At 65.2% G+C, this 24601-nt stretch carries 23 protein-coding genes, 1 pseudogene and 1 other annotated feature; of the genes and pseudogenes, 12 read left to right on the top strand and 12 right to left on the bottom strand.

The window, feature by feature from the left end; all coding sequences use genetic code 11:
- Positions 1-14: 14 nt before the first annotated feature.
- The 4 genes from FHR95_RS02260 to asd all read right to left on the bottom strand — a co-directional run bounded on the left by FHR95_RS02260 (position 15) and on the right by asd (position 5765).
- Positions 15-653 (bottom strand): phosphoribosylanthranilate isomerase, encoded by a 639-nt coding sequence (locus FHR95_RS02260; protein WP_183313196.1) that lies wholly within the window; start codon positions 651-653, stop codon positions 15-17.
- On the bottom strand, positions 650-1570 hold the full coding sequence (truA, locus tag FHR95_RS02265) for a tRNA pseudouridine(38-40) synthase TruA (RefSeq protein ID WP_183313197.1): 921 nt from the start codon (positions 1568-1570) through the stop codon (positions 650-652). Before truA ends, FHR95_RS02260 begins: the two co-directional genes overlap by 4 nt.
- 6 nt (positions 1571-1576) lie before the next feature.
- Complete coding sequence (locus FHR95_RS02270) at positions 1577-4375, bottom strand: FimV/HubP family polar landmark protein (protein ID WP_183313198.1); 2799 nt, start codon at positions 4373-4375, stop codon at positions 1577-1579.
- Positions 4376-4652: 277 nt separating this feature from the next.
- Positions 4653-5765 carry an aspartate-semialdehyde dehydrogenase gene (gene asd, locus FHR95_RS02275; protein WP_183313199.1) on the bottom strand — a complete coding sequence of 371 codons (1113 nt, stop codon included), beginning with the start codon at positions 5763-5765 and terminating at the stop codon, positions 4653-4655.
- A 376-nt stretch (positions 5766-6141) separates the two neighbouring features.
- Here asd and FHR95_RS02280 point away from each other — a divergent pair, with 376 nt between their 5' ends.
- Positions 6142-7044 carry a hypothetical protein gene (locus tag FHR95_RS02280; protein WP_183313200.1) on the top strand — a complete coding sequence of 301 codons (903 nt, stop codon included), beginning with the start codon at positions 6142-6144 and terminating at the stop codon, positions 7042-7044.
- Between the two features lie 15 nt (positions 7045-7059).
- On the opposite strand, the gene leuB is transcribed toward FHR95_RS02280, so the two are convergent.
- From leuB to leuC, 3 genes are all read right to left on the bottom strand, one after another.
- The gene (gene leuB, locus FHR95_RS02285) at positions 7060-8139 is read right to left on the bottom strand and encodes a 3-isopropylmalate dehydrogenase (RefSeq protein WP_183313201.1); all 1080 of its coding nucleotides are present in this window, start codon (positions 8137-8139) and stop codon (positions 7060-7062) included.
- A gap of 196 nt (positions 8140-8335) precedes the next feature.
- Positions 8336-8989, bottom strand: coding sequence for a 3-isopropylmalate dehydratase small subunit (gene leuD / locus FHR95_RS02290; RefSeq protein ID WP_183313202.1), 654 nt, complete (start codon positions 8987-8989; stop codon positions 8336-8338).
- Positions 8990-8992: 3 nt separating this feature from the next.
- On the bottom strand, positions 8993-10456 hold the full coding sequence (gene leuC / locus FHR95_RS02295) for a 3-isopropylmalate dehydratase large subunit (RefSeq protein WP_183313203.1): 1464 nt from the start codon (positions 10454-10456) through the stop codon (positions 8993-8995).
- Positions 10457-10808: 352 nt separating this feature from the next.
- Here leuC and FHR95_RS02300 point away from each other — a divergent pair, with 352 nt between their 5' ends.
- Together FHR95_RS02300 and FHR95_RS02305 are read left to right on the top strand one after the other, a co-directional pair.
- On the top strand, positions 10809-11708 hold the full coding sequence (locus FHR95_RS02300) for a LysR family transcriptional regulator (RefSeq protein ID WP_183313204.1): 900 nt from the start codon (positions 10809-10811) through the stop codon (positions 11706-11708).
- Positions 11709-11862: 154 nt separating this feature from the next.
- The gene (locus FHR95_RS02305; protein ID WP_343065156.1) at positions 11863-13191 is read left to right on the top strand and encodes a hypothetical protein; all 1329 of its coding nucleotides are present in this window, start codon (positions 11863-11865) and stop codon (positions 13189-13191) included.
- A 37-nt stretch (positions 13192-13228) separates the two neighbouring features.
- On the opposite strand, the gene FHR95_RS02310 is transcribed toward FHR95_RS02305, so the two are convergent.
- Positions 13229-13747: a zinc ribbon-containing protein gene (locus FHR95_RS02310; RefSeq protein WP_183313205.1), complete on the bottom strand. Its 519-nt coding sequence runs from the start codon at positions 13745-13747 to the stop codon at positions 13229-13231.
- Positions 13748-13983: 236 nt separating this feature from the next.
- Here FHR95_RS02310 and leuS point away from each other — a divergent pair, with 236 nt between their 5' ends.
- The 9 genes and pseudogenes from leuS (at position 13984) to FHR95_RS17250 (ending at position 21424) form a co-directional block, all read left to right on the top strand.
- A complete protein-coding gene (gene leuS / locus FHR95_RS02315) occupies positions 13984-16590 on the top strand; it encodes a leucine--tRNA ligase (protein ID WP_183313206.1) in 2607 nt (868 codons plus the stop codon).
- A 27-nt stretch (positions 16591-16617) separates the two neighbouring features.
- A complete protein-coding gene (locus FHR95_RS02320; RefSeq protein ID WP_183313207.1) occupies positions 16618-17109 on the top strand; it encodes an LPS-assembly lipoprotein LptE in 492 nt (163 codons plus the stop codon).
- A 10-nt stretch (positions 17110-17119) separates the two neighbouring features.
- A complete protein-coding gene (gene holA, locus FHR95_RS02325) occupies positions 17120-18178 on the top strand; it encodes a DNA polymerase III subunit delta (RefSeq protein WP_183313208.1) in 1059 nt (352 codons plus the stop codon).
- A 152-nt stretch (positions 18179-18330) separates the two neighbouring features.
- On the top strand, positions 18331-18726 hold the full coding sequence (locus tag FHR95_RS02330) for a PA2779 family protein (protein WP_183313386.1): 396 nt from the start codon (positions 18331-18333) through the stop codon (positions 18724-18726).
- A gap of 13 nt (positions 18727-18739) precedes the next feature.
- The gene (locus FHR95_RS02335; RefSeq protein ID WP_246378319.1) at positions 18740-19720 is read left to right on the top strand and encodes a PA2778 family cysteine peptidase; all 981 of its coding nucleotides are present in this window, start codon (positions 18740-18742) and stop codon (positions 19718-19720) included.
- A 2-nt stretch (positions 19721-19722) separates the two neighbouring features.
- Positions 19723-20031, top strand: a complete 309-nt coding sequence (locus tag FHR95_RS02340) for a DUF488 family protein, N3 subclade (protein ID WP_183313209.1) — start codon at positions 19723-19725, stop codon at positions 20029-20031.
- Between the two features lie 154 nt (positions 20032-20185).
- Positions 20186-20539: a transposase gene (locus FHR95_RS17240; RefSeq protein ID WP_343065167.1), complete on the top strand. Its 354-nt coding sequence runs from the start codon at positions 20186-20188 to the stop codon at positions 20537-20539.
- Positions 20464-20594, top strand: a sequence feature (AL1L pseudoknot). Its footprint overlaps the gene before it by 76 nt.
- Positions 20520-20768: pseudogene (locus FHR95_RS17245) on the top strand (IS3 family transposase); the annotation flags it as partial. It overlaps the preceding feature by 75 nt. The gene FHR95_RS17240 and the pseudogene FHR95_RS17245, both read left to right, overlap by 20 nt.
- Positions 20769-20881: 113 nt before the next feature.
- Entirely contained in the window at positions 20882-21424 is a 543-nt protein-coding gene (locus FHR95_RS17250; RefSeq protein ID WP_343065157.1) for an IS3 family transposase, read from the top strand.
- A gap of 131 nt (positions 21425-21555) precedes the next feature.
- Here FHR95_RS17250 and nqrM read toward each other — a convergent pair whose 3' ends face one another.
- From nqrM to FHR95_RS02365, 4 genes are all read right to left on the bottom strand, one after another.
- Positions 21556-21810: a (Na+)-NQR maturation NqrM gene (nqrM, locus tag FHR95_RS02350; protein WP_183313210.1), complete on the bottom strand. Its 255-nt coding sequence runs from the start codon at positions 21808-21810 to the stop codon at positions 21556-21558.
- Positions 21811-22006: 196 nt separating this feature from the next.
- Entirely contained in the window at positions 22007-23239 is a 1233-nt protein-coding gene (gene nqrF, locus FHR95_RS02355) for an NADH:ubiquinone reductase (Na(+)-transporting) subunit F (protein WP_040186275.1), read from the bottom strand.
- A gap of 72 nt (positions 23240-23311) precedes the next feature.
- Positions 23312-23929 (bottom strand): NADH:ubiquinone reductase (Na(+)-transporting) subunit E, encoded by a 618-nt coding sequence (gene nqrE, locus FHR95_RS02360; protein WP_040186273.1) that lies wholly within the window; start codon positions 23927-23929, stop codon positions 23312-23314.
- A gap of 1 nt (position 23930) precedes the next feature.
- On the bottom strand, positions 23931-24599 hold the full coding sequence (locus tag FHR95_RS02365; RefSeq protein WP_183313211.1) for an NADH:ubiquinone reductase (Na(+)-transporting) subunit D: 669 nt from the start codon (positions 24597-24599) through the stop codon (positions 23931-23933).
- Positions 24600-24601 lie beyond the last annotated feature (2 nt).

The raw sequence follows: 24601 nt of genomic DNA on the forward strand, positions 1-24601 counted from the left end.
CTGTAGCTAATAGTTCACGCCTCGGAGGGCGCGTCGTCGGCGCCACGCACGGCCCGCAGGAAGGCCGCCATGCGCGCCACGTCCTTGATGCCGGCGCCGGCCTCGATACCGCCGGAAACATCCACCGCGAACGGGGCCACGGCGGCGATCGCCTCGGCCACGTTGTCCGGCGTCAGGCCTCCGGCGAGGATAACAGGTTTTGCCAGGCGTGCGGGGATTCGCGACCAGTCGAAAGTCTCACCGGTGCCACCCGGCACGCCCGGCCGGTAGGCATCCAGCAGCAGCGCCCGAGCCCCGGAATACGCCGCGGCCGCGGCATGCAGGTCGAGACCATCGCGCATGCGCAACGCCTTGATCCAGGGGCGTCCGGCGGCCAGGCAAGTGTCGGGCGACTCGTTGCCATGGAACTGCAACAGATCCAGGTGCTCGGCGCAGCGTGCGACCAGCGCCGGGTCCGCATCGACAAACAGACCGACCCGGGTCACGAAGGCCGGCACGCGTGCGGTCAGCTCGACCAGGCGCCGCTCGTCGACGGCGCGCTTGCTGCCCGGCCAGAGCACAAAACCCAGGGCATCGGCGCCCGCCGCCACCGCGGCATCGACGTCTTCGGGGCGGGTCAGGCCGCAGAACTTGATGCGGGTACGCCCGCTCATGTCGCCGCCTGCTCCGCCGCAACTGGCTTGCCGCGACGAAATTCGACCATCGGGCAGTCGGGCAGCGCTCGCTCGCCGGTCCACTCGCCGAGAAAGGCCAGCAGGTTGGGGCCCAGCGGCTCGCGAGGCAATTCCCAGCTCGCGTCGTAAAGCGAATCGACGAAGTGCAGGCCGCAGGCCGGGGCGGTGACATCGGCCAGCCGCCGGTTCTTCAGCGCCATCAATTCACCCAGGTAGTCATCGCCGCGTTCGCCACGCCCTACCGTGACCAGGGCACCGACGATATTGCGAACCATATGGTGCAGGAAGGCATTGCCCTGGACGTCGACGACCACCAGTGGGCCATGGCGATGCACCTCGATGAAATGCAGGTGGCGCCAGGGGGTCTTCGACTGGCAGCCGGCGGCCCGGAAGCTCGAGAAATCGTGTTCACCGACCAGCGCCTGGGCGGCCCGATGCATGGCGTCAGCATCCAGGGGATCACGACACCAGGTGGCATTGGCCCGCTCCAGTACCGGACGGCTCGGCTGGTTGAGAATCACGTAGCGGTAGCGCCGAGCCAGGGCCTTGAAGCGGGAGTGAAAGGCATCGGGGACCGACCTCACCCAGCGCACCGCGACATCACGGGGCAGGTTGGCGTTGACACCGAACACCCAGGCCTTCTGTGAGCGAGGCACCGGGGCATCGAAGTGAATGATCTGGCGGGTGGCGTGCACACCCGAATCGGTGCGACCGCTGGCATGCACGGTAATGAATTCGTTTGCCACCTTGGCGAGCGCCGCCTCCACGGCCGCCTGCACCGAAGGCGCATGCTTGAGTCGCTGCCAGCCGCAGTAGCCACTGCCGTCGTACTCCACCCCCATGGCCAGGCGGCCAGTCAGGGGATGGCGGTCATCGAGGGATCGGAAAAGGGTCATTCGGCCTCATTGCGCGGATTGATCCAGCAATTCCTGGGCCTCCTGCCGAGCATCCGGGTCGTCGGACTCGTCGATCAGGCTCTCGAGCAGAGCGCGGGCCTGGCCGGCCTCGCCGGCATCCATCAGGCGCCGTGCCTCGGCCAGCGTCGACGTGGAGGAAGCCGCTGCGGAAAAGTGGGCATTATCTCGCGACAGCGGCGGGAAGGCCACCTCCTCGACATCCCACTCTTCGGGCGTCTCCCGGGCGGAACGGAATCCGGACGTGGCATCTGCCCCGCCGGCAGCGTCGGGAGTGGACGAGGTAAACTCCACGCTGGGCTGCATGGGTGTCTCCTCGCGGGGCGAGGGGGACGCCTCGAGGGACGGCGGACGGTAGTCGATGATCTCGCGCCCGTCGTCGGCCTGTCGGGTCGTCAGCGGTTCGCTCGACTGTTCCTCGCGTCCCTGGGGCTGCTGGTCGAAGGACGCCTCATCGGGCGCCTCGCCTTGCTGGCCGGACGAGCCGGCGATGTCGGGACGCTGGGTGTCAGGCGCCTGCGGCGTCGCTTCAGGGCCCGGTTCCCGCTCCGGCGGGCGGTAGCGCGCCAGCGGGTCGGCCTGCTCGTCGGCCGATTCGGCCTCATGGTGGTTCACACCGCCGGGCTGGGCCGTCTGTGGTTCGCCGCGGGAAGAAGCCTCGTCGGAAGGTGCCTCGCGGGAAGGTGACTCATCGGCCGGCGTCTGCTGTGACGACGACGTCCCGCTGGAAGACGCCTCGTTCGTTTCGGGCGCTTCAGGGGCGTCGGAGGCATCGAAACGGCGCGGCGGCAGTTCGTCGGCCTCGGGGAAAATGGCCCGATCGGCCGTCGCGCCGGTCATGGGCGGCTCCGACGCCGCCGAGGCAGCACCGCGCCCATGGCGCTCCATCAGCTGCGCGACCTCGGCCTGGACGTCCGGGTCCCCACCGGCACGCAGCAGCTCGGCCTGACGCGCTGCCATCGCATGCTCGCCCTGCTCAAGCTGGACCCTGAGCAGCTTCAGCCTCAGGTCATCTCGGTCCGGCTCACGCGCCAGACTCGACTCCAGCAGCTCCCGCGCCTGGTCGTAGCGCCCGTAGGCGATAAAGATATCGGCCTCGTTGATCGCCTCGGCCTCGGGCATGGACGCACGCACTGGCGCTGGCCTGTCGTCACTGCGAGGCTCGTCCCGCGCTGCCCGGGAAGTGCCCGGCACCACCACACCACTGTCCGCCGCGCTTATCGGTCGCGCTTCGTTGAACACTGGTGCCGGCTCGCTCTCCTCGCGGCGACGCCACCGCACCAGCGCCCACAGCGCCAGCAGCGCCGCCAGCCCTGCCCCACCCAGCATCAGCGGGCGGTCGGTCGCGCCTTGATAGAGGGCGCCCCACCACGGTGTCTGTTGGGACGTGCTCGGCTCGCTGCCGGGTGCCACCACACCGCCACCGCCCGGTGCATCGGCGCCCTGCCCGCCGGCCGTCATTGCGGCCAGCTGATCGCGCATCGCGTCCAGTTCGTCACGCAGGTCACCGAGCTGGGACTGCAGGGCGTCACGCTCGCTGCGCACCGCCTCCAGCGCCTGACGATTCTCGCGCCAACGCGCCTCGAGGCGCAGCAGGCGTTGGTCATCGGTGAGCCCGCCGCTACCCCGGATCATCTCCAGTACCTCAGGCGCGATGAACGGCCCCTCGCCCTCGGTTCCAGGCGGCATGGCCAGGGAGGAAGCTGCACTCCCCTCATTCTGCGGCGTCGCGGCGGCTTCCCCCTGTTGCTCCGACACCCCCTCGACCGGGATACCCTCGGCGGCCACCTCGGCATCGCTGAGCAGGGTCAGCCGCTGGGTCTCCTCGCTACCATTTGCGGCCTGGCCACCGTCCTCGGCCTCATCGGACGCCGCTTCAACCGGTTCGGGCGCTGCGTTATCCCCCGACGCCGGCGCTGCCTCCCGCTGTGCCGGCGCACTGGCAACGGCCGATGTCGGTGCGTCGGAGGCACCGCCCAGCGCCACTCGCGCCGGCGCCCCGCTACCTCGATTGGCCCAGGCCTGATTCATGGCCTGGACGATACGCTCTGCCTCGGCAGGAGAGCGTGCCGCTATCGCCTCGCGGGGCGGAACCACGAGCGTGAACCCTGCGCGCATGGCGTTGATATTGCCCGAGGGAAAGACCTCCGGGTTGGCCTCCACCAGGGCCACCATCATCTGGTTCATGCTGATGCCGCTGTCCGGCCGCAGCCGTCCGGCGACCGCCCAGAGGGTATCGCCGCTGCGCACCCGGGCGGCACCGCCCGTGCCGGCATCGGAGGTTCGTGCCACCGGGCGCGACGACGCTTCTGCCGCGGAAGCGGACGAAGGAGGCGAGGATGCGCGCTCCTGCGCTGCAGAGGAGGAAGCCGCTACCAGAGCGGGAAGCTGGTCATAGTTCGGTGGGTCCAGCAGCAGGGTCACTTCCCGCAGCTGCTGGCCACCCGGCCAGTCGAAGCGCAGCAGCAGGTCGAGCCAGGGCTCGCGCACGGCCCGCTCGGTGGTCAGGTCGACCACCAGGCGCCCTTGTCGACGCGTCACCTCCATCTTCACGCTGGCGGCCAGCGGAGTACGCGGCAGGCCGGCAGCCGAGAAGGCGCGCTCATCGGCCACCGACACATTGAGCAGACCGGCCTGCAGGCCGCTGGTGTCGGTCAAGGGGATGCTCGCCCGCAATGGTGCATTGAGGGTCGAGTTCACCTCCGTCTCGCCCAGGCCCAGGGCCAACGCCAGCGGGCTGGTGGCGGAGAGCGAAAGCAGCATGGCGAGAGTCAGCTTGCGTTTCATCGGGTTCCCTTGCGTCGTTCCACTGCGCCCCGCCGACCCCGACGGTGACCTGGTTGTATATTCTTAATGTTTATCGTGACTAGGTTTATCAGGACTATGTATCACATTCCCTTTGCCAACGCCCTCACAGAGCATCGGCATTTATCGTACTTCAACATAAGCCATTGAACGCATGACGCGCGACCCCAACCCGCTAACGGGCAGCCACCAGCAAAAAGCGGGACGCCACCAGGGCGTCCCGCTTTCGTTCACACGGTCATGGAACAGCGCATGAGGCTTACTGCTCGCGCAGGATCTTGAGCATCCGCTTGAGCGGCTCGGCGGCGCCCCACAGCAGCTGATCCCCCACGCTGAAGGCCGAAAGGTACTCGCCGCCCATGGCCAGCTTGCGCAGACGCCCGACCGGAACGCTCAGGGTACCGGTAGCGGCCGCCGGCGTCAGGCCATCGATGGTGGCATCCTTATCGTTGCCAATCACCTTGACCCAATCGTTGTGGCGCGCCAGGCGATCCTCGATCTCGTCGATCGGGACGTCCTTCTTGAGCTTGATGGTGAAGGCCTGGCTGTGGGAGCGCATGGCGCCGATGCGCACACAGAGCCCGTCGATGGGGATCGGGTTGTCCTGGAGGCCGAGGATCTTGTTGGTCTCCACGGAGCCCTTCCACTCCTCCTTGCTCTGGCCGTTGTCCATGGCCTTGTCGATCCAGGGCAGCAGGCTGCCGGCCAGCGGGGCACCGAAGTTGTCGGTGGGGAACTCGCCGCTGCGCATAGCCGCGGTGACCTTGCGATCGATGTCGAGGATGGCGCTGCCCGGATCGGCCAACTCATCGGCCACGCTGTCGCGCAGGCTGCCCATCTGGTTGAGCAGCTCACGCATGTGCTTGGCGCCGGAGCCGGAAGCGGCCTGATAGGTCATGGAGGTCATCCACTCGATCAGATCTGCTTCGAAGAGACCGCCGAGGCCCATCAGCATCAGGCTGACGGTGCAATTGCCGCCGACAAAGGTCTTGGCGCCCTTGGCCAGCTGCGCATCGATGACCTTGCGATTGACCGGATCGAGCACGATGGTCGAATCATCCGCCATGCGCAGGGTGCTGGCGGCATCGATCCAGTAGCCCTTCCAGCCGCTCTGGCGCAGGTCGGCATAGACCTTCTCGGTGTACTCGCCCCCCTGGGAGGTGACGACCACATCCAGCGCCTTGAGAGCGTCCTGGTCGAAGGCATCCTTCAGCGGGGGAACGTCGACGCCAACATCGGGACCGGCCTGGCCGACCTGAGAGGTCGTGAAGAAGATCGGCTCGATGCCCTGGAAATCACCATCCTCGATCATCCGCTGCATCAGCACGGAACCAACCATGCCACGCCAACCGACGAAACCGACTTTCAACATGTAAAGCCCTCCAGAAATCGAATGTGCGAGACATTATACATGAGCCGGACCCGCCTGGCAGACGTCTACCGGTTCCGGCCAATGCAAGTCAGACGTAGCCGACCCCTATCGGTATTCCAGTGAAACAAGAATTGACAAAACTGTGACATTAGGTAAATTTATGTAATAAACACCAAATGTCCACGGTAACAAGCTCCAGGGGTCCCACTCGGCATTCAGCCCACTGGACCCATAAGGACACAGCCATGGCAAAGGGGCTCAGGAAATGCGCCACAATATTGCCGTCCCTACCACTAGGAACGCCCTGGACACTGAGGAGAAACGCGGGCTCTCAAGCTCGGCCGTCCCGTGTTACCACTACAGCAGTTACGGTCTCGTGCTCAGCTCGCAATTTGAACTCCCCGAGCTTCGCGTAACCGCGTCCTCGCCCACCCAAGATATCGAAATACTGGCCGGCTCCTTCTCTGACATCATCAAAAGTGAAGGCGTTATCGAAGCCGACCGGCAGTCTAGCGCCGACTGCTCCGAGTTCAGCATCGAGGGAATCGCCCGTTATCGAATCGAACAGGGAAAGCGTATCCTGATCGACCGACGGATGTTGAAGACCCACGGAACCGGCACGCCCAACAGGGATCTGCGAGGCCATCTGCTAGGCAGCGCAATGGGCGCGCTGCTGCACCAGAAGCACTGGCTTCCCCTCCACCTGAGCGCCCTGGAAACGCCAAGCGGAGTCTGGGGATTCACCGGCGACCACGGCGCTGGCATATCGACACTGGCCGCCTGGCTGCATTATCACCATGACTGGCCGCTTTTGACTGACGAGGTCGGCGTCATCAAACCGGATGAGGCGCTACCCAATCTGCACCCAGGGCCACCCAGGCTCAAGCTCAGGAGGGATGCCGTGGCGAGCCTGGGGTTCGATCATCAAAGCCTCAGCAGGGATCTGACACGAACCGACAAATATCACCTCATTCAACACCGGGGATTTCACACCTACGCCCAGCCGTTGAAGGCCCTCGTCCTGCTGGAACATGCCGACAGGGGCGCCGCTGCCAGCCTGGAGCCTCTCGACGGCCAGGAGGCCAGCGAGGTCGTCATGACGGCCCTCTATTTACCGGAGTGGGGGCAGGCCTTCAACGGCCCAGCGCGCCTGATGGCCTACGTCTCCGAGCTGTCCCGGCGCATCCAGGTCTACCGCTATCGCCGTCCCTGGTCGCTGGACGACATGGCGCGTAACCTGGCGCCGCTGGTAAAGCAGATTAATGCGCGCGCGTCATGACGCAGCTTGCTTGCATTACATCAGCTCGAAAGCGGACAGCACGGAGTCTCCCATCTCGCTGGTGGAAACGGTGCGAGTTCCATCGGAGGCGATGTCGGCCGTTCGCAGGCCATCGTCCAGCACCTTGCCCACGGCGGCCTCGATGCGGCTTGCCATCTCCGGCACGTCAAGGGAGTAGCGCAGCATCATGGCCACCGAGAGGATCGTCGCCAGCGGATTGGCGATGCCCTGGCCGGCAATGTCCGGTGCGCTGCCGTGGCAGGGCTCATACATCCCCTGGCCACTCTCGTTGAGCGACGCAGAGGGCAGCATGCCGATCGAACCCGTGAGCATGGCGGCGGCATCCGAAAGAATGTCGCCAAACATATTGCCAGTGACCACGACGTCGAACTGCTTAGGCGCTCGCACCAGCTGCATGGCGGCGTTGTCGACGTACATGTGGGAAAGCTCGACGTCCGGATACTCCGGCGCCAGGCGCTCCATCACCTCGCGCCACAGAATGGTGACCTCAAGCACGTTGGCCTTGTCGACACTGCAGAGCTTCTTGTCACGCTTCTGCGCCATCTCGAAGGCGACGCGACCGATGCGCTCGATCTCGCTCTCGGAGTAGATGTAGGTGTTGAAGCCCACCCGCTCGCCGTCACGCTCCTCGATGCCGCGTGGCTGACCGAAGTAGATGCCACCGGTCAGCTCGCGCACGATCATGATATCGAGGCCGGCGACCAGCTCGGGCTTGAGGCTGGACGCCGCGGCGAGCTGAGGATAGGTGATGGCCGGGCGCAGGTTACCGAACAGGCCCAGCTGCTTGCGCACGCCCAGCAGGCCCTTTTCCGGGCGCTTGGCGAGGTCCTCGATCTTGTCCCACTTGGGGCCGCCCACGGCGCCCAGCAGGATGCCACGCGCCGCCTTGGCCTTCTCCAGCGTCTCGGAGGGCAGCGGCTCGCCATGCGCGTCATAGGCGGCACCGCCCAACAGCCCCTCTTCGACCTCGACGTCGAGACCACGGGCCTGGCAAGCGGCCAGAATGCGACTGGCCTGGGCGGTGATCTCGGGGCCGATGCCGTCCCCGGGGAGAATAAGAACCTTATGTGTCATTACTTCGTCCTTGTGTCGTCACCACCAGTCCGGGGCTTTTCCGGGGACGCGCTTACAAGGGGGCGCTGTAAACCCATCCCTGGGCGAAACCGATGCCATCCATGGCATAGGACCTCCTTTTCAGCCTGTCCCCGGCGCCCCTCGGCGCTCTGGCTGGATCAGCCCGCGATCCCGGCGGCAAGAGTGTGAGAGGGGGTCAAGCCTGAGCGGAGTCGCGGAACAGCCAGGGCCGTGCGGCGCGATGCTGTGCCTCGAAGTCGCGGATGGCGTCCTCGTCCTTCAGGGTGATGCCGATATCGTCCAGGCCTTCCAGCAGGCACTGCTTGCGGAATTCATCCACCTCGAACGTGAAGATCTCACCGGAAGGCGTGATCACCCGCTGGTTTTCCAGATCGACGTCCAGACGGTAGCCCTCGTGTGCCTCCACCTCGGCGAACAGGCGATCCACGCTCTCTTCCGGGAGCGTCACCAGCAGCAGGCCATTCTTAAAGGCGTTGTTGTAGAAGATGTCAGCAAAGCTCGGCGCGATGATCACCCGAAAGCCGAAGTCCTCCAGCGCCCAGGGGGCGTGCTCACGCGAGCTGCCACAGCCGAAGTTGCGCCGCGCCAGCAGCACGCTGGCGCCCTGGTAACGCGGCTGATTCAGCACGAAATCGGGATTCTTCGGACGCTGGCTGACATCCTGCCCGGGCTGCCCCTCGTCGAGGTATCGCAGTTCGTCGAAGAGATTGACGCCGAAGCCGGTGCGCTTGATCGACTTAAGAAACTGCTTGGGAATGATCAGGTCGGTGTCGACATTGGCCCGGTCGAGCGGTGCGACGAGGCCTTCGGTGCGTTCGAACTTGTTCATGCTTCAGGCCTCCTGACCCTGGACATCGTCATTGGCAGCATCGGTGTTGCCCAAGCCCCTGACATCCACGAAGTGGCCGGCGATGGCCGCAGCCGCCGCCATGGCCGGGCTGACCAGGTGGGTGCGTCCGCCGAAGCCCTGGCGACCCTCGAAGTTGCGGTTGGAGGTGGAGGCGCAGTGCTCGCCGGCCCCCAGCTTGTCGGCGTTCATCGCCAGGCACATGGAGCACCCCGGCTCGCGCCACTCGAAGCCCGCCTCGATGAACACCTTGTCGAGCCCCTCCGCTTCCGCCTGGCGCTTCACCAGGCCGGAGCCCGGCACCACCATGGCCAGCTGGATGGAGTCGGCGACCTTCTTGCCGCGCGCCACCTTGGCGGCCTCGCGCAGGTCCTCGATGCGTGAATTGGTGCAGGAACCGATGAACACCTTGTCGAGGCGGATATCGGTGATCTTCTGCCTGGGTGCCAGCCCCATGTACTCCAGCGCACGGGTGTAGCCGCGCTGCATGGTCTCGTCACCGGCCTCGGCCGGGTCCGGCACCACACCGGAGATGCCGGTGACCATCTCGGGGCTGGTACCCCAGGACACCTGCGGCTCGATCTTGGCGGCATCCAGCGTTACCACCTTGTCGAAGGGGGCGTCGCTATCGGAGACCAGGTTGCGCCAGTCGGCTACCGCGGCGTCCCACATCTCGCCGGTGGGGGCGTAATGGCGGTCGCGCAGATAGTCGATGGTGGTATCGTCCACGGCGATCAGCCCGACGCGTGCGCCCGCCTCGATGGCCATATTGCAGACGGTCATCCGGCCCTCCATGGAGAGATCGCGGATGGCGCTGCCGGCAAATTCGATGGCATAGCCGGTACCACCGGCCGTGCCGATCCGGCCGATGATCGCCAGCACGATGTCCTTGGCGGTCACGCCGGTGCCGAGTTCACCCTCGACGCGCACCTGCATGTTCTTCATCTTCTGGGCCAGCAGGCACTGCGTGGCGAGCACGTGCTCCACCTCGGAGGTGCCGATGCCGTGCGCCAGCGCCGCGAAGGCACCGTGGGTGGCGGTATGCGAGTCACCGCAGACCACGGTCATGCCCGGCAGCGTGGCGCCCTGCTCCGGGCCCACCACGTGGACGATGCCCTGGCGCGGGTCGTTGATCTTGAACTCCTCGATGCCGAACTCGACGCAGTTGTCGTCGAGGGTCTGCACCTGAATCAGCGACACCGGGTCCTTGATACCGGCATTGCCCTCGGCGCGTTCCTTGAGGGTGGTGGGCACGTTGTGGTCCGGGGTGGCCAGGTTGGCATCGATGCGCCACGGCTTGCGCCCTGCCAGGCGCAGCCCCTCGAAGGCCTGAGGCGAGGTCACCTCATGGAGCAGCTGACGGTCGATGTAGATCAGCGCGGTGCCGTCACCACGCTCCTTGACGAGGTGCTGCGACCACAGCTTGTCGTAGAGTGTCTGGCCTGCCATATCGTTCTCCCGGGCCCTGGGCCCTGTGCTCAGTCTGGTCGGTCATTATGATGGGTGGGCCTTGCAAGCGGAGGCCACGACAGGTGGCTTCCACGGGGTCAGACCCCGGCCAGGCCACCAGGCCCATGATGGTGCGCTTCACCGGCCTTATCGACGCCGCCGGGGTCTGACCCCATGGCGGCACATAGAGAGACACCGGCTCATTTACGTCAGTTTCCCGCCCCTCGCCCATAAAAGCAATTCATGTTATTTATGGATTAGATTCCATATTGGAATTCAAATTCCCCTTCAGGGTCAGATCCCAAAGTTTACTGAAGGGTCTGACCCTAATGGATCCTTCGGAGGTCTTGGCTTGGACACGCAGAGTCTGCAGGCCTTTCTTGCCGTGGCCGACAGCGGCAGTTTTTCCCGCGCCGCCGAGCAGCTGCATCTCACCCAGCCGGCGGTGAGCAAGCGTATCGCCGTGCTGGAGGGGCAGATCGACGCGCGGCTGTTTGATCGCATCGGCCGGCGCGTCAGTCTTACCGAGGCCGGCCGGGTTCTGCTGCCACGGGCGCGACAGATCCTGGTGATGGTCGACGACAGCCGCCGGGCGCTGGGTAACCTCGAGGGCAGCGTGGCCGGCAGCCTGACGCTGGCCACCAGCCACCATATCGGCCTGCACCGCCTCCCGCCGTTGCTCAAGGCGTATACCCGCGAGCATCCCGAGGTGCGACTCGACCTTCACTTCCTGGACTCCGAGGAAGCCTATCAGGGCGTACTCGATGGCTCGCTGGAAATCGCCGTGGTCACCCTGGCGCCGCACCCCGATGCGCAGCTTCAGGTGGTCCCGGTATGGATCGATCGGCTCTGTTTCGTCTGTGCTGCGGACCATCCCCTTGCCGAACGGGAAAACCCCAGCCTGAAAACGCTGTGCGAATTCGACGCCGTACTACCCGGCCCCCTCACCTTTACCCGCGGCCTGATCGAGTCACGCTTCGCGGCCGCCGGCCTCCACCTGCCGGTGGCGCTCTCCACCAACTACCTGGAGACGCTGAAGATGATGACCGCCATTGGCCTGGGCTGGAGCCTGCTGCCGGCGCACCTGGTGGCCGGCGAGCTGCACGAACTCGACGTCGACCACCCGCCCATCCAGCGCCCGCTGGGCTATCTGGTGCATCGCAGCCGCACCCTCTCCAATCCGGCGCGGGCCATGCTGGCCCAGCTCGACGCGGCCCGCGAGCCAGCGGCCAGGGAGTGGCGCCGAGGTTAAATAGGCCAGGACATCAAGGGGTTGTTTGTAGGAGCCGCGCTCGCGCCGCGACCTATCGTGAAGCGGCGGCAGGGGCTTTTGTTAGCCGCCGCCCCAGGACAGATGCGCGAGGAATTGTTTAGACTGCTCATCTTTTGCGCCAGGAACCGCGCCAGTGCCCGACACCCCCCAGCCCAAGATCATCCCCCGCCATGCGCTAGCAGGCGGTCTGATTCTGTCCGGACTGCTTTTGCAGGTGGCACAGTTCACCGACCTGTTCCCACTGGCGCACGCGGTGAGCTACTGCCTGTGGCTGGCAACGGCGCTGCTGTGGGTCGACATCCCGCGGCGTACCCGCGGCCAGGCCGGGGTGCTGGCCGCGATCGGCCTGGGGCTGCTGGTGCTGGCAAGTATCTGGCACGACGCCCGGATCGACTGGCCGGGCATCCTCGACGGCAATACCTATGTGGTTGCCATGCTCGTGGGGGTCAGCTTCATCGGCCTGATCGGCAACCTGCGCGGGCGGTCGCGCCCCGCGGGCAAGGCCCTGACCGGCGCCCGCGGCATGCTGGGCACCTGGCTGGGGGTCCATCTGCTCGGCTCGATCCTCAACCTCTCCACAGTGTTCATGGTCGGCGACCGCCTGGAACGCCGCGGCCCGCTGACTACACCGCAGCTACTCGGCCTCAATCGTGGCCTCTCCAGCGCCGCCCTCTGGTCGCCCTTCTTCGCCTCCATGGGCGTGGTGATGACCCTGGCCCCCGAGATGCACTACGCCACGATCCTCGCCTTCGGCCTACCGCTGGCCATGGCCGCGGGCATGCTGACCGTGGGCGAGCTTACGCACCGTTTCGAGCTGGCCGATACGGCCGGCTTCTCGCTGTCGCCGCGCAGCCTGCTGATGCCGGTCAGCATGGCGGCCCTGGTGATGCTGTTCCATTACGGCATCACGCCCGACCTCTCCATCGTCAGCATCATCACCTTCCTGCTGCCGAGCGTGGCGCTGCTCTCCAACTTGCCCCAGGGGCCGCGCTGGACGCTGCGACGCGTGCACCAGCACACCCTCGTTCGATTGCCGGCCATGCGTGGTGAGATCTCCCTGTTCCTGTGTGCCGGGCTACTGACCCAGGGGCTATCGACCTTCATCGCCGCCGCCACCGACAGCAGCTGGACGCTGTTTGCCCATTTCGGTCCCGTGCAGGCCATCGCCAGCTTCCTGGCCATCGTGATCAGTGCCGCAGCCGGCCTGCACCCCATCATCGGCGTGTCGGTCCTCGCCTCGATGCTCGACCTGGATGGCGGACGACAGACCCTCTTCGCTTTCGTGGCCCTGGCCTCCTGGGCGGTCGGCACCAGCGTCGGCCCGCTCTCCGGCATCAACCTCTCGCTGCAGGGACGCTACGGCGTCAGTGGAACTACGATGATGCGCCACAACCTCGGCTATGCCGCGATCATGACGCTACTGGTGGTGGGGGCCATTGTGGTGATGGAAGCAAGCCTTTAAAGGCATTAGAAAGGCCGCCCCATGGGAAGCCACCTTCTCACTCCTTCGGCGCGCGCACGAAGTAGCGATGGCCGCACTGGTGACAGGGCTCGATGCGGGTCACGCCCTCCAGTTCGACGATGGCATCACAGTGCACGCAGGCCATGCGCCCGGGCACGGCCATCTCGCCGGCCACGTAGTCGGCGCGTGATGCCTCCAGGTCATCCTCGAGCCGCTCGCGCTCGATCACACTGCGATCGGCGATGGAAAACAGCGACTCCACCACCTTGCGCGATAGCATCGAAAGATCGATCCCCAGCCAGCTGGCGACACCCTCGCCACCGGCACTCAGGTAGCGACGCATCTCCTTGAGGTCGCGCTCCACCCAGGCGCGCAGCAGCGCCAGTTCGTCCTTGGTGAACTCCTCCAGTTCGTCCTCGAACTCGACCGCCTCGTCCAGCTCTTTCTGCAGATTCTCCCAGGTCAGCTCATCGGCGCCCTCGCGCAGCCGGTCGAGCATGCGCTCGTAGCCCTCGCGAAGGCGGTGTTCCTGATGCGGCTCCTTGTGCTCACTCATGTTGCTCTCCTCAATTCGCGACAGGGCTTGCAGGCCCGGCGGTGCTGCCCCATAGCCGCCAGGCGCCGTGCTGGGGTATCCTAGCGCACAGCCAGTTATTCCATTTAGACGACATCCCGCCGGAAATTCAATGGTTTCGCGCCGCCACGGCGCCAGACCTTGACGCCGGACAAGGGCCGCTGACATGCGCAGCACCAGGCCGCTGCGCTCGACTTTCAAGGTACCCGAAGAGAGCGATGGACGCACAGTACAAGCCCCACGAGACCGAACGCGACGCCCAGCAGTTCTGGGACAAAAACCAGTGCTTCAAGGCGGTGGAAGACGCCAGCCGCGAGAAGTTCTACTGCCTGTCGATGTTCCCCTACCCCAGCGGCAAGCTACACATGGGGCATGTGCGCAACTACACCATCGGCGATGTGGTCTCTCGCTACCAGCGCATGCAGGGCAAGAACGTCATGCAGCCCATGGGCTGGGACGCTTTCGGCATGCCGGCGGAGAACGCCGCTATCCAGAACCGGGTACCGCCCGCCAAGTGGACCTACGACAACATCGATTACATGCGCCAGCAGCTCAAGGCGCTGGGCTTCGCCTACGACTGGAGTCGCGAGTTCGCCACCTGCGATGTCGACTACTACCGCTGGGAGCAGTGGTTCTTCACCAAGCTGGTGGAAAAGGGTTTGGTCTACAAGAAGATGTCCACCGTCAACTGGGACCCGGTCGACCAGACGGTGCTGGCCAACGAGCAGGTGATCGAGGGCCGCGGCTGGCGCTCCGGCGCACTGGTGGAGCGCAAGGAAATCCCGCTGTGGTTCCTCAAGATCACCGACTACGCCGAGGAACTGCTGGCCGACTTGGAGCGCATCGATTGGCCCGAGCAGGTCAAGACCATGCAGCGCAACTGGATCGGCAAGTCGCGCGGCGTGGAAATGAGCTTTGATATCAAACCCGCGGAGGGCTCCCACATCCAGGCCGCCGATGGCGCGCCGGCCCAGCCACTCGCGGTCTATACCACCCGCCCCGATACCCTGATGGGCGTCACCTACATGGCCGTGGCCGCCGACCACCCGCTGGCCAAGCAGGCCGCCGAGCACAATGCCGCGCTGGCCGACTTCTGCGCCGAGTGCGCCCGCGGCGGCACCTCGGAAGCCGAGCTGGCCACCCGCGAGAAGAAGGGCATGCCCACCGGCCACCTGGCCGTGCATCCGCTCACCGGCCGCGAGGTGCCCGTCTACGTGGCCAACTTCGTGCTCATGGAGTTCGGCACCGGGGCGGTGATGGCCGTGCCCGGCCACGACCAGCGCGACTGGGAATTCGCCACCAAGTACGGCCTGCCCATCGAGGCGGTGATCGCCGACGAGAACGGCCAGGCGCCGGACCTCTCCGAGGGCGCCCACGCCGACTACGGCACCCTGATGCACTCCGGCGAATTCGACGGCCTGGACTTCGAGGCGGCGTTCGATGCCATCGCCCAGCGCCTCGCCGAGCTGGGACGCGGCGAGGTCAAGGTCAACTTCCGCCTGCGCGACTGGGGCGTGGCCCGTCAGCGCTACTGGGGCGCACCGATTCCGGTCAAGTACGGCCCCGAGGGCCAGACCGTGCCGCTCACCGACGAGGAACTGCCGGTTGCCTTGCCCATGGACGTCACCGTCGACGCCACCGGCTCACCGCTCAAGCGCATGCCCGAGTTCCATGATCTCGGCGACGGCTGGACTCGCGAGACCGATACCTTCGACACCTTCATGGAGTCCTCCTGGTATTTCGCGCGCTTCTGCTGTGCAGACAACATGGAAGCGATGCTGGATGAGCGCGTCGACTACTGGCTGCCGGTGGATCTGTACATCGGTGGCATCGAGCACGCCATCCTGCACCTGCTGTATGCCCGCTTCTTCACCAAGCTGATGCGCGACCTGGGGCTGGTGAAAAGCGATGAGCCCTTCCAGCGCCTGCTCACCCAGGGCATGGTGATCGCCGAGACCTACTATCGCCCCACCGAGAACGGCGGCAAGGAATGGTTCAACCCCGCCGATGTCGAGGTCAAGCGCGACGAGAAGGGCCGCGCGGTCAGTGCGGTTCTCGTCAGCGACGGTCAGCCTGTCGAGATGGGCGGCATCGAGAAGATGTCGAAGTCGAAGAACAACGGCGTCGACCCGCAATCGATGATCGACCGCTTCGGCGCCGACACCGTACGCCTGTTCATGATGTTCGCCGCGCCGCCCGAACAGTCGCTGGAGTGGTCGGATGCCGGCGTCGAGGGCGCCCACCGCTTTCTCAAGCGCCTGTGGCGGCTGGTCAGCGAGCATCTTGCGGCCGGCGAGCCCGGCACGTTCGACCTCGCCGCCCTCGACGACACCCAGCGCGAGCTGCGTCGCAAGACCCACGAGACCATCAAGAAGGCCGGCGACGACATCGGCCGGCGGACCACCTTTAATACCGCCATTGCCGCGGTGATGGAGCTGACCAACGCCCTCTCCAAGTTCGATGACAACTCGCCACAAGGCCGGGCCGTGGCGCGCGAGGCGGTGGAGGCCTGCGTGCTGCTGCTCGCCCCGATCACCCCTCATGCCTGCCACACCCTCTGGCAGGCGCTGGGCCACGCTGAACCGGCGATCGATGCTCGCTGGCCGGCGGTCGATGACGCGGCCCTGGAGCGCGATACCATTGAGCTGGTGGTGCAGGTGAACGGCAAGCTGCGCGCGCGTCTCGAGGTCGAGGCCGATGCCGACAAGGCTGCTATCGAGGCCCAGGCCCTGGAGGCCGAGAACGTGCAGCGCCACATCGAGGGCAAGACCGTCCGCAAGGTGATCGTGGTGCCCGGCAAGCTGGTCAATATCGTGGTCGGCTGAACGCCGGACCCTGACGGGGAGAGTTCCATGCAGCGCCGCACCCTACTGCAATTTGGCCTCGCCACCGGCGCCTCCCTGGCGCTGGCCGGCTGCGGCTTTCGCCTGCGCGGCCTCGACCAGCCGGTGGTCGCCATCGATGTTCTGGCCCTTGAGGGCATGGACAGCGAGCTATCCCGTAAGGTTGTCCGCCGGCTGACGGAGGCCGGTACCCGCATCGATGGCCAGGCCGAGTACGTCCTCAACCTGGGGCCGGAACGCTTCCGCGAACGCTCGCTGAGCGTGCTCGAGAGTGGGCCGCGCGAGCTGGAGATATCCCTGGAGGTACCCTTCTCCGTGCAGCGCCGCGCCGACAGCGCGTACTTGCTCGACCAGCAGCGCCTGGAAGTCAGCGAGCGCCTAACCGTCAACAGCGACGAACTGCTGGCCCAGGACGACCTACGCGAGGAAGCGCGCGAGAGGCTGCGCGACGCCGCCGTGAGCCAGCTGATGAACCGCCTGCGCGCACTGGATATCTCGTGAAGGTCCGTTCGTGAAGGTATTTGCCGACAAGCTAGAGGATGCGCTGGCCAAGAAACTGCCGCCGGTGGTGATCGTCGCCGGCGAGGAGCCGCTGCAGCACGTCGAGGCCTGCGATGCCGTTCGCGCCGCTTCCCGCCAGGCCGGCATAGAGGAGCGCGAAATCCTGCACGTGGAAGCCAACTTCGCCTGGGGACGCCTGACCGAAGCGGCCGCCAACCTCTCGCTGTTCGCTACCCGGAGGCTCATCGAAGTGCGGCTGGGCAGCGGCAAGCCCGGCCAGGATGGCGCCAAGGCGCTGCGTGACTACGCCGAATCCCTCAAAGACAGCGATGACGTCCTGCTGCTCTCCACCGGCAAGCTCGACTATCGCGAACAGAAGAGCGCCTGGTTCAAGGCCTTGGACAAGATCGGGCTCTTCGTGCCGGTATGGCCAGTGGATGCCTCGCGGCTGGGCTTCTGGCTACGCGATCGCGCCTCCCGCCATGGCCTCTCGCTGGACCTCGACGCCGCCCGACTGCTCGGCGAGCGCACCGAAGGCAATCTGCTGGCCGCCGATCAGGAACTGCAGAAGCTGGCCCTGATGCTGCCGCCGGGCGCGCGGATCGGCGCCCGGGAAGTCGCCGGCGGCGTCGAGGACAGCGCCCGCTATGACGTCTTCACCCTGATGGACGCCTGCCTTAAAGGCGAGCGGGTGCGGGTCACGCGGATCATGGCCGGCCTGCGCGGCGAAGGCGTCGAGGCGCCCATCGTGCTGTGGGCGCTGTCGCGGGAGCTGCGGCTGCTGCTCTCCCTCCAGCAGCACCTCGACCAGGGCCAGAGCCTCGAGCATGCCTGCAAGGCCCAGAAGCCGCCGATCTTCGAGAAACGCCGCCCCGCCTACCAGCAGGCCCTCGCCCGGCTACCTCTCAAGCGGCTGCACAAGCTGCTGCTGTTCGCCCAGCGCCTGGACCTGGCCATCAAAGGCGGCGGCAGCGTGCCGCTGTGGGATGGCCTGCACGACCTGGCGCTGACCCTGGCCGGCGGCCGCGGCCTGCTCGCCGAGCTGCCCTCCTCTTATCGGATCGGCTGAACTGGCTCCCAACTCCCCTCCCACAAGGGCATGAAATTTCACATCATTCCGTCCTATACTGGTGAGGAATCGTTCTCTCGGCGTCCTGCACGGAGGCAAACGCCGAGGCCTGGAATCGGAAGCCCAATTTGAGAAGAAGGAACACCGACATGATGAAAAAACTCTATCGTTACCTCAGCCCGCTGTTGATCGCCGCGCTGGTGCTTGGCAGCCTCCCGGTAGCCGCCGCGCCTGCCAGTACAGACAGTGGCCTGGTGAGCACCCAGGAGGCGCTGACGACCGAGCGCGTCCAGCAAGACCGGGAACGGATCCATGAGGTTCTCGCGCGTGACGATGTTCAGCAGCAGCTGGTCGCTCAGGGCGTTGACCCAGCCCAGGTCGAAGCCCGTGTCGCGGCCCTCTCCGATGCGGAAGCTGCCCAAATGGCCGAGCAACTCGAGCAGCTGCCAGCCGGCGCCAGCGTGGTCGGAGCTCTCTTCGCCGTTTTCGTGATCCTGCTGGTTACTGACATTCTCGGCCTAACCGACGTTTATCCCTTTACCCGCTGATTGGATGCGTCGTATGACCCCATGCCCTATCAGGCATCACGCCAACACGCTCCGCAAGAACGCCCGTGCCCCGGGCGTTCTTGCGTTGGTGCTGATGATGCTCAATATCGCCGGCTGTGCCAGCACACCTGAGCTTTCGGAGTCCACGAGTCAGAAGCTGCCCCAACAGACGCTGCTCGAAGAGGTCCCCTTCCACGGCCAACGCGACTACCAGTGCGGCCCGGCCTCGCTTGCCATGGTGCTCAACGCCTCTGGCGTGCCCGTGGACCTCGACACGTTGATCCCGCAGGTCTTCCTCCCCGGTCGCGAAGGCAGCGTTCAACCCGAGATGCTGGCTACCACACGCCGGCACGGCCGCATCCCCTTTGTGATCAACGGCGGTTTCGATGCGCTACTGACCGAGATCGATGCCGGCCATCCGGTGGTGGTAATGCAGAACCTGTCGTTGCCGACCTGGCCGGTCTGGCACTATGCCGTCGCCATCGGCTTTGATCGGGAGGAGGAAACGCTGATCCTTCACAGCGGCATGGAGCCGGAGCGAATGACCTCCTTCACGCGCTTCGATGCCACTTGGGCCCGCAGCGATCGATGGGCCTTCATCGCCCTGCCACCCGGCGACTTGCCCGCCACCACTGATGCAAAGAGCGCCCTGGAGGCCATTGCCGACTTCGAACGCGTCCAGGGAGCAAAAGCTGCCATACCCGCCTGGGAGGCTTTCGTGGCACGGCACCCGACACAGGCCATGGGCCACTTCGCGCTGGGTAATGCCCGTAATGCCATCGGTGATAGCCAGGGCGCCATCGAGGCCTTCGAGGATGCCGTCAAAGCGGATTCCGGCCTTGCCGTCGCCTGGCTCAACCTGGGGCTGCTGCATCGCGAGTTGGGGGAAGGCGACAAGGCCCACGAAGCCCTGCAGCGAGGGGCTACCATCCCCGGCGCCTGGCAGGAGCAGGCCAAGGAAGCCCTCGATGACCTGAAGATGGGAGGCGAGTAGCGATGGCCTATGACATCGTGCTCAACCGGATCTATCAGCCGATAGCCGCCGAGGATGGTAATGGCGTCGGAGCGCGGGTGAGGCGGACGCATCGCGAGTCGGTCAGTGCCAGACTCTCGCGGCGCTTGCCACGTGGCCAGAGACGATCGACCAGACTCGCGCACCAACTGGGGGAGATCAGCGCGGAAGTGTTTTTCACCCGCTACCGAGGAGAACTCCGCGAAGCGCCGGAGAATCTGATTCCGCTGATGCGCCACGCCCGACAAGGTCGGCTGACACTGCTCTCGGCGGCGCGGGACCTGGAAGGATAGCATCTTCCCGTTCTCAGCGAGGCTGTCCTGCAAGCGCTGCATCAGGAAGATGCGGCGGATCGTGAACTGGCCTCCCCACTCTGCTTCGCCCATCAGCGCCCTGGTGAACCGTACCGGGATTCCCGGAGGCTCCAAACCTTGAGAGGATGGAGCCATCAACACTTCCAAGCGATATGCCCCTGAGGTCCGTCAGCGGGCCGTCCGCATGGTCTTCGACCACGAGGCCGGCCACCCCTCCCAATGGGCGGCTATCGGCGCCATTGCCCCCAAGATCGGCTGCACACCGGAGACGCTACGTAGCTGGGTCCGTCAGACCGAACGTGATGCGGGGCGGCGGGAAGGCACGACCACGACTGAACGCGAGCGGATCAAGGCCCTGGAGCGCGAGAACCGCGAGCTGAAGCAGGCCAACGAGATCCTGCGCAAGGCTTCCGCGTATTTTGCCCAGGCGGAGCGCGACGGGCAGGCCCCCTGCGCCACGGCACGTAATGATCGAGTTTATCGATGATCACCGAGAGTCGTACGGGGTCGAGCCGATCTGCCGTATCCTGCCGATCGCCCCGTCGACCTACTACGAGCACAAGGCGCGTAACGCCCAGCCTGATCGAGCGCCACCCCGCATCCAGCGTGATCGCTGGCTGAGCGCCGAGATCCAGCGCGTCTGGGACGAGAACTTCGGTGTCTACGGCATCCGCAAGGTCTGGCGCCAATTGCATCGAGAAGCGATCCCCACCGCTCGTTGCACCGTCGAGCGCCTGATGCGCCGGATGGGGCTGCCAGGCGTGGTGAGAGGCAAGCCTGTCCGTACGACCGTGCCAGATCTCAACAAGGCCTCTCCCGCAGACTTGGTGTGGCGGCAGTTTCAGCCGGCTCAGCCGAATGCCTGTGGGTGTCGGATTTCACGTATGTCGCGTCCTGGCAGGGCTTTGTCTATGTCGCCTTCGTCATCGATGCCTTTGCCCGCCGGATCATCGGCTGGCGAGTCTCCCGCTCACTCCGCACCGACATAATGCTGGATGCGCTGGGACAGGCGCTTCATGAACGGCCTCAGCGACCTGGCAGCGACTTGATCCACCATAGCGATAGGGGCGTTCAATATGTCTCGATTCGATATACAGAGCGCCTGGAGGAGGCCGGCATCGCCCCGTCTGTCGGGAGTGTTGGCGACTCATACGACAACGCACTGGCCGAGTCGGTGATTGGATTGTTCAAGACGGAGGTAATCCGCCGAAGCGGGCCATGGCGGCACCTGGAAGCCGTTGAGTTCGCCACCCTGGAGTGGGTCGACTGGTTCAATCTCCGACGGCTCCTGGAGCCGATCGGCAACATGCCACCGGCCGAGCGAGAAGCGCTGTATCATGAGCAACAAGGTCAGGCCAAGAAGGTGGCCTGACTCAAACCAACGAGTCTCCGAGAAAGCCGGTACGGTTCACGCTGCTCCTTCTGCCCGGGTTTCCGTCAGCGGTACGTAAAAAAGGATCAAGAGCCGCCGGCCCTTGATCCTCGTCGTTCATGTATCGGCCTTCAGCGCCGGGTGGCGTCGTACCCCAGATCGGCACCGCGGCTTTCGTCGCTGCGACGGCGGGCGCTGGTCTTCTTGCGGTTCTCTTCCTCGCAGACCTCGTCCCTGCCGCCGCAGACGTCGCAGCCTTCCTTGAGGCCCAGTTGGTTGAGGCCGCCGCAGGTGCCGGCAATGGGCTTGCGCCCCATGATCACGCCCACGGCCATGGCGGCCACGATCAGCAGCATGAAGGCGAATGCCATCAGGTAAACGGTCATTGCAGGGCTCCTCGTTAGTGAAAAGGGCTGGCTGTCTTGCCTGTATGACAACGCTGACGCGCTTGAGGTCCACAGGCCAGGAATCTGGTGCCTGAGATGCCGACTGCGGATATTGGCGAGGCGATCGGCATGTCGGGCAGCAGATACAAAGGGGCCGGCCTGGTGGCCGGCCCGGGGTTCGCCGTGTGGCGAGAGATCAACCGCCGAAGTCGTCCAGCAGGATGTTCTCGGGTTCCACGCCAAGATCGATCAACAGCTTGATCACCGAGGCGTTCATCATGGGCGGCCCGCACATGTAGTACTCGCAATCCTCGGGAGCGGGATGATCCTTGAGGTAGTCCTCATAGAGAACGTTGTGGATGAAGCCGGTCGGGCCTTCCCAGTTGTCCTCGGGCTGCGGGTCGGAGAGCGCCAGGTGCCACTCGAAGTTGGGGAACTCCTCGGCGAGCTGGTCGTACTCCTCGTTGTAGAAGGTCTCGCGCCAGGAGCGCGCGCCGTACCAGAAGGAGATCTTGCGGTCGGTCTTGATCCGCTTGAGCTGGTCGAAGATGTGGCTGCGCATCGGCGCCATGCCGGCCCCGCCGCCGATGAAGATCATCTCGGCGTCGGTGTCCTTGGCGAAGAATTCGCCGAAGGGCCCCATCACAGTGACCTTGTCACCCGGCTTCAGCGCGAAGACGTAGGTGGACATCAGCCCCGGCGGGTAGTCGGTGTTGGGCGGCGGCGTGGCGATACGGATGTTGAACTTGAGGATGCCCTTCTCTTCCGGATAGTTCGCCATGGAGTAGGCGCGGATGATTTCCTCGTTGTTCTTGTGGGAGATGTTGAACAGCCCAAACTTCTCCCAGTCGCCCCGGTACTCCTCCTCGATATCGAAGTCGGAGAACTTGATGTCGTAGGGCGGCGCCACCAGCTGCACGTAGCCGCCGGCGCGGAAGGCCACTTCCTCGCCCTCGGGCAGCTTGAGGTTGAGCTCCTTGATGAAGGTGGCGACGTTGGGGTTCTCGATGACCTCGCACTCCCACTGCTTGACGCCGAAGACCTCCTCGGGCACCTCGATCTTCATGTCCTGCTTCACCGGCACCTGGCAGGAGAGGCGCCAGCCTTCCTTCTTCTCGCGCAGGGTGAAGTGAGACTCCTCGGTGGGCAGGATGGCACCGCCACCCTCGTCCACGCGGCACTTGCACTGGGCGCAGGAGCCGCCGCCGCCGCAGGCGGAAGAGAGGAAGATGCCGTTGGCGGCCAGGGTGTTGAGCAGCTTGCCGCCGGCCTGGGTGGTCAGGGTGTGGTCGGGGTCGCCGTTGACCTCGATGGTCACGTCCCCGGTGCTGACGAGCCTACTACGGGCAGCCAGGATCACCAGAACCAGGCCGATGACGACCAGGGTGAACATGACCACACCGAGCAAGATGACTGTTGTATCAACCATGTCGGGTTCCTATTGCTAGACGTTGCCTGGGCCCCGGCGGCACCTGCCGCCGCCGGGCGCGCACAACCTGCCTCAGAGCTGGATGCCGGAGAAGGACATGAAGCCCAGCGACATCAGCCCCACCGTGATGAAGGTGATGCCCAGCCCCTGCAGGGAATCGGGGACGTCGCTGTACTTGAGCTTCTCGCGAATGCCGGCCAGCGCGGTGATGGCCAGCGCCCAGCCGGTACCGGCGCCGAAACCGTAGACCACGGACTCGCCGAAGTTGTAGTTACGCTCGACCATGAACAGCACACCACCCAGGATGGCGCAGTTCACGGTGATCAGCGGCAGGAACACGCCCAACGCGTTATAGAGCGCGGGCACGTACTTGTCGAGGAACATCTCCATGATCTGCACCAGGGCGGCGATGACGCCGATATAGGAAAGCAGACCCAGGAAGGAGAGATCGATGTTCTCGGCACCGCTGATGCCGGTCCAGGTTAGGGCCCCCTCCTTCAGCAGGAGGCCGTAGACCAGATTGTTGACCGGCACGGTAACGGTCAGCACCACGATCACCGCGATGCCCAGGCCGAAGGCCGAGGAGACCTTCTTGGACACCGCCAGGAAGGTGCACATGCCCAGGAAGAACGCCAGGGCCATGTTCTCGACGAACACCGAGGCAACGAACAGGCTCAGATAATGTTCCATGTTACACGGCCTCCTTCGGCTGAGTGTTGGGCTTCATCTGGAACTCGTTCTCCTCGACCTGTTCCGGGTTGACGGAGCGCAGCACCCAGATGATCAGGCCGATGATGAAGAACGCCGACGGCGGCAGCAGCAGCAGGCCGTTGGGCACGTACCAGCCGCCATCCTGCACCGGCTGCAGCACGGTGAAGCCGAACACGCTGCCGGCCCCCAGCAGTTCACGGAAGAAGCCCACGGTCATCAGGATGAAGCCGTAGCCCAGGCCATTGCCGACGCCGTCCAGGAAGGACATTCCCGGGGTGTTGGTCATGGCGAAGCCTTCGGCGCGGCCCATCACGATGCAGTTGGTGATGATCAGCCCGACAAACACCGAGAGCTGCTTGGACATCTCGTAGGCGTAGGCCTTGAGGATCTGGTCGACCACGATGACCAGCGAGGCGATGATGGTCATCTGCACGATGATGCGGATGGAGGACGGGATGTGGTGACGGATCAGCGACACGAACAGGTTCGAGAAGGCCGTCACGAAGATCACCGCCAGCGTCATGACCAGTGACACGCTCATGCTGGTGGTTACCGCCAGCGCCGAACAGATCCCCAGAATCTGCAGGGCAATGGGGTTGTTCTTGAAGATCGGCGTCGTCAGGACGCTTTTTGCGTTCGCAGCAGACATGA

The sequence above is a fragment of the Halomonas fontilapidosi genome, assembly GCF_014192285.1.
Lineage (GTDB): Bacteria > Pseudomonadota > Gammaproteobacteria > Pseudomonadales > Halomonadaceae > Halomonas > Halomonas fontilapidosi.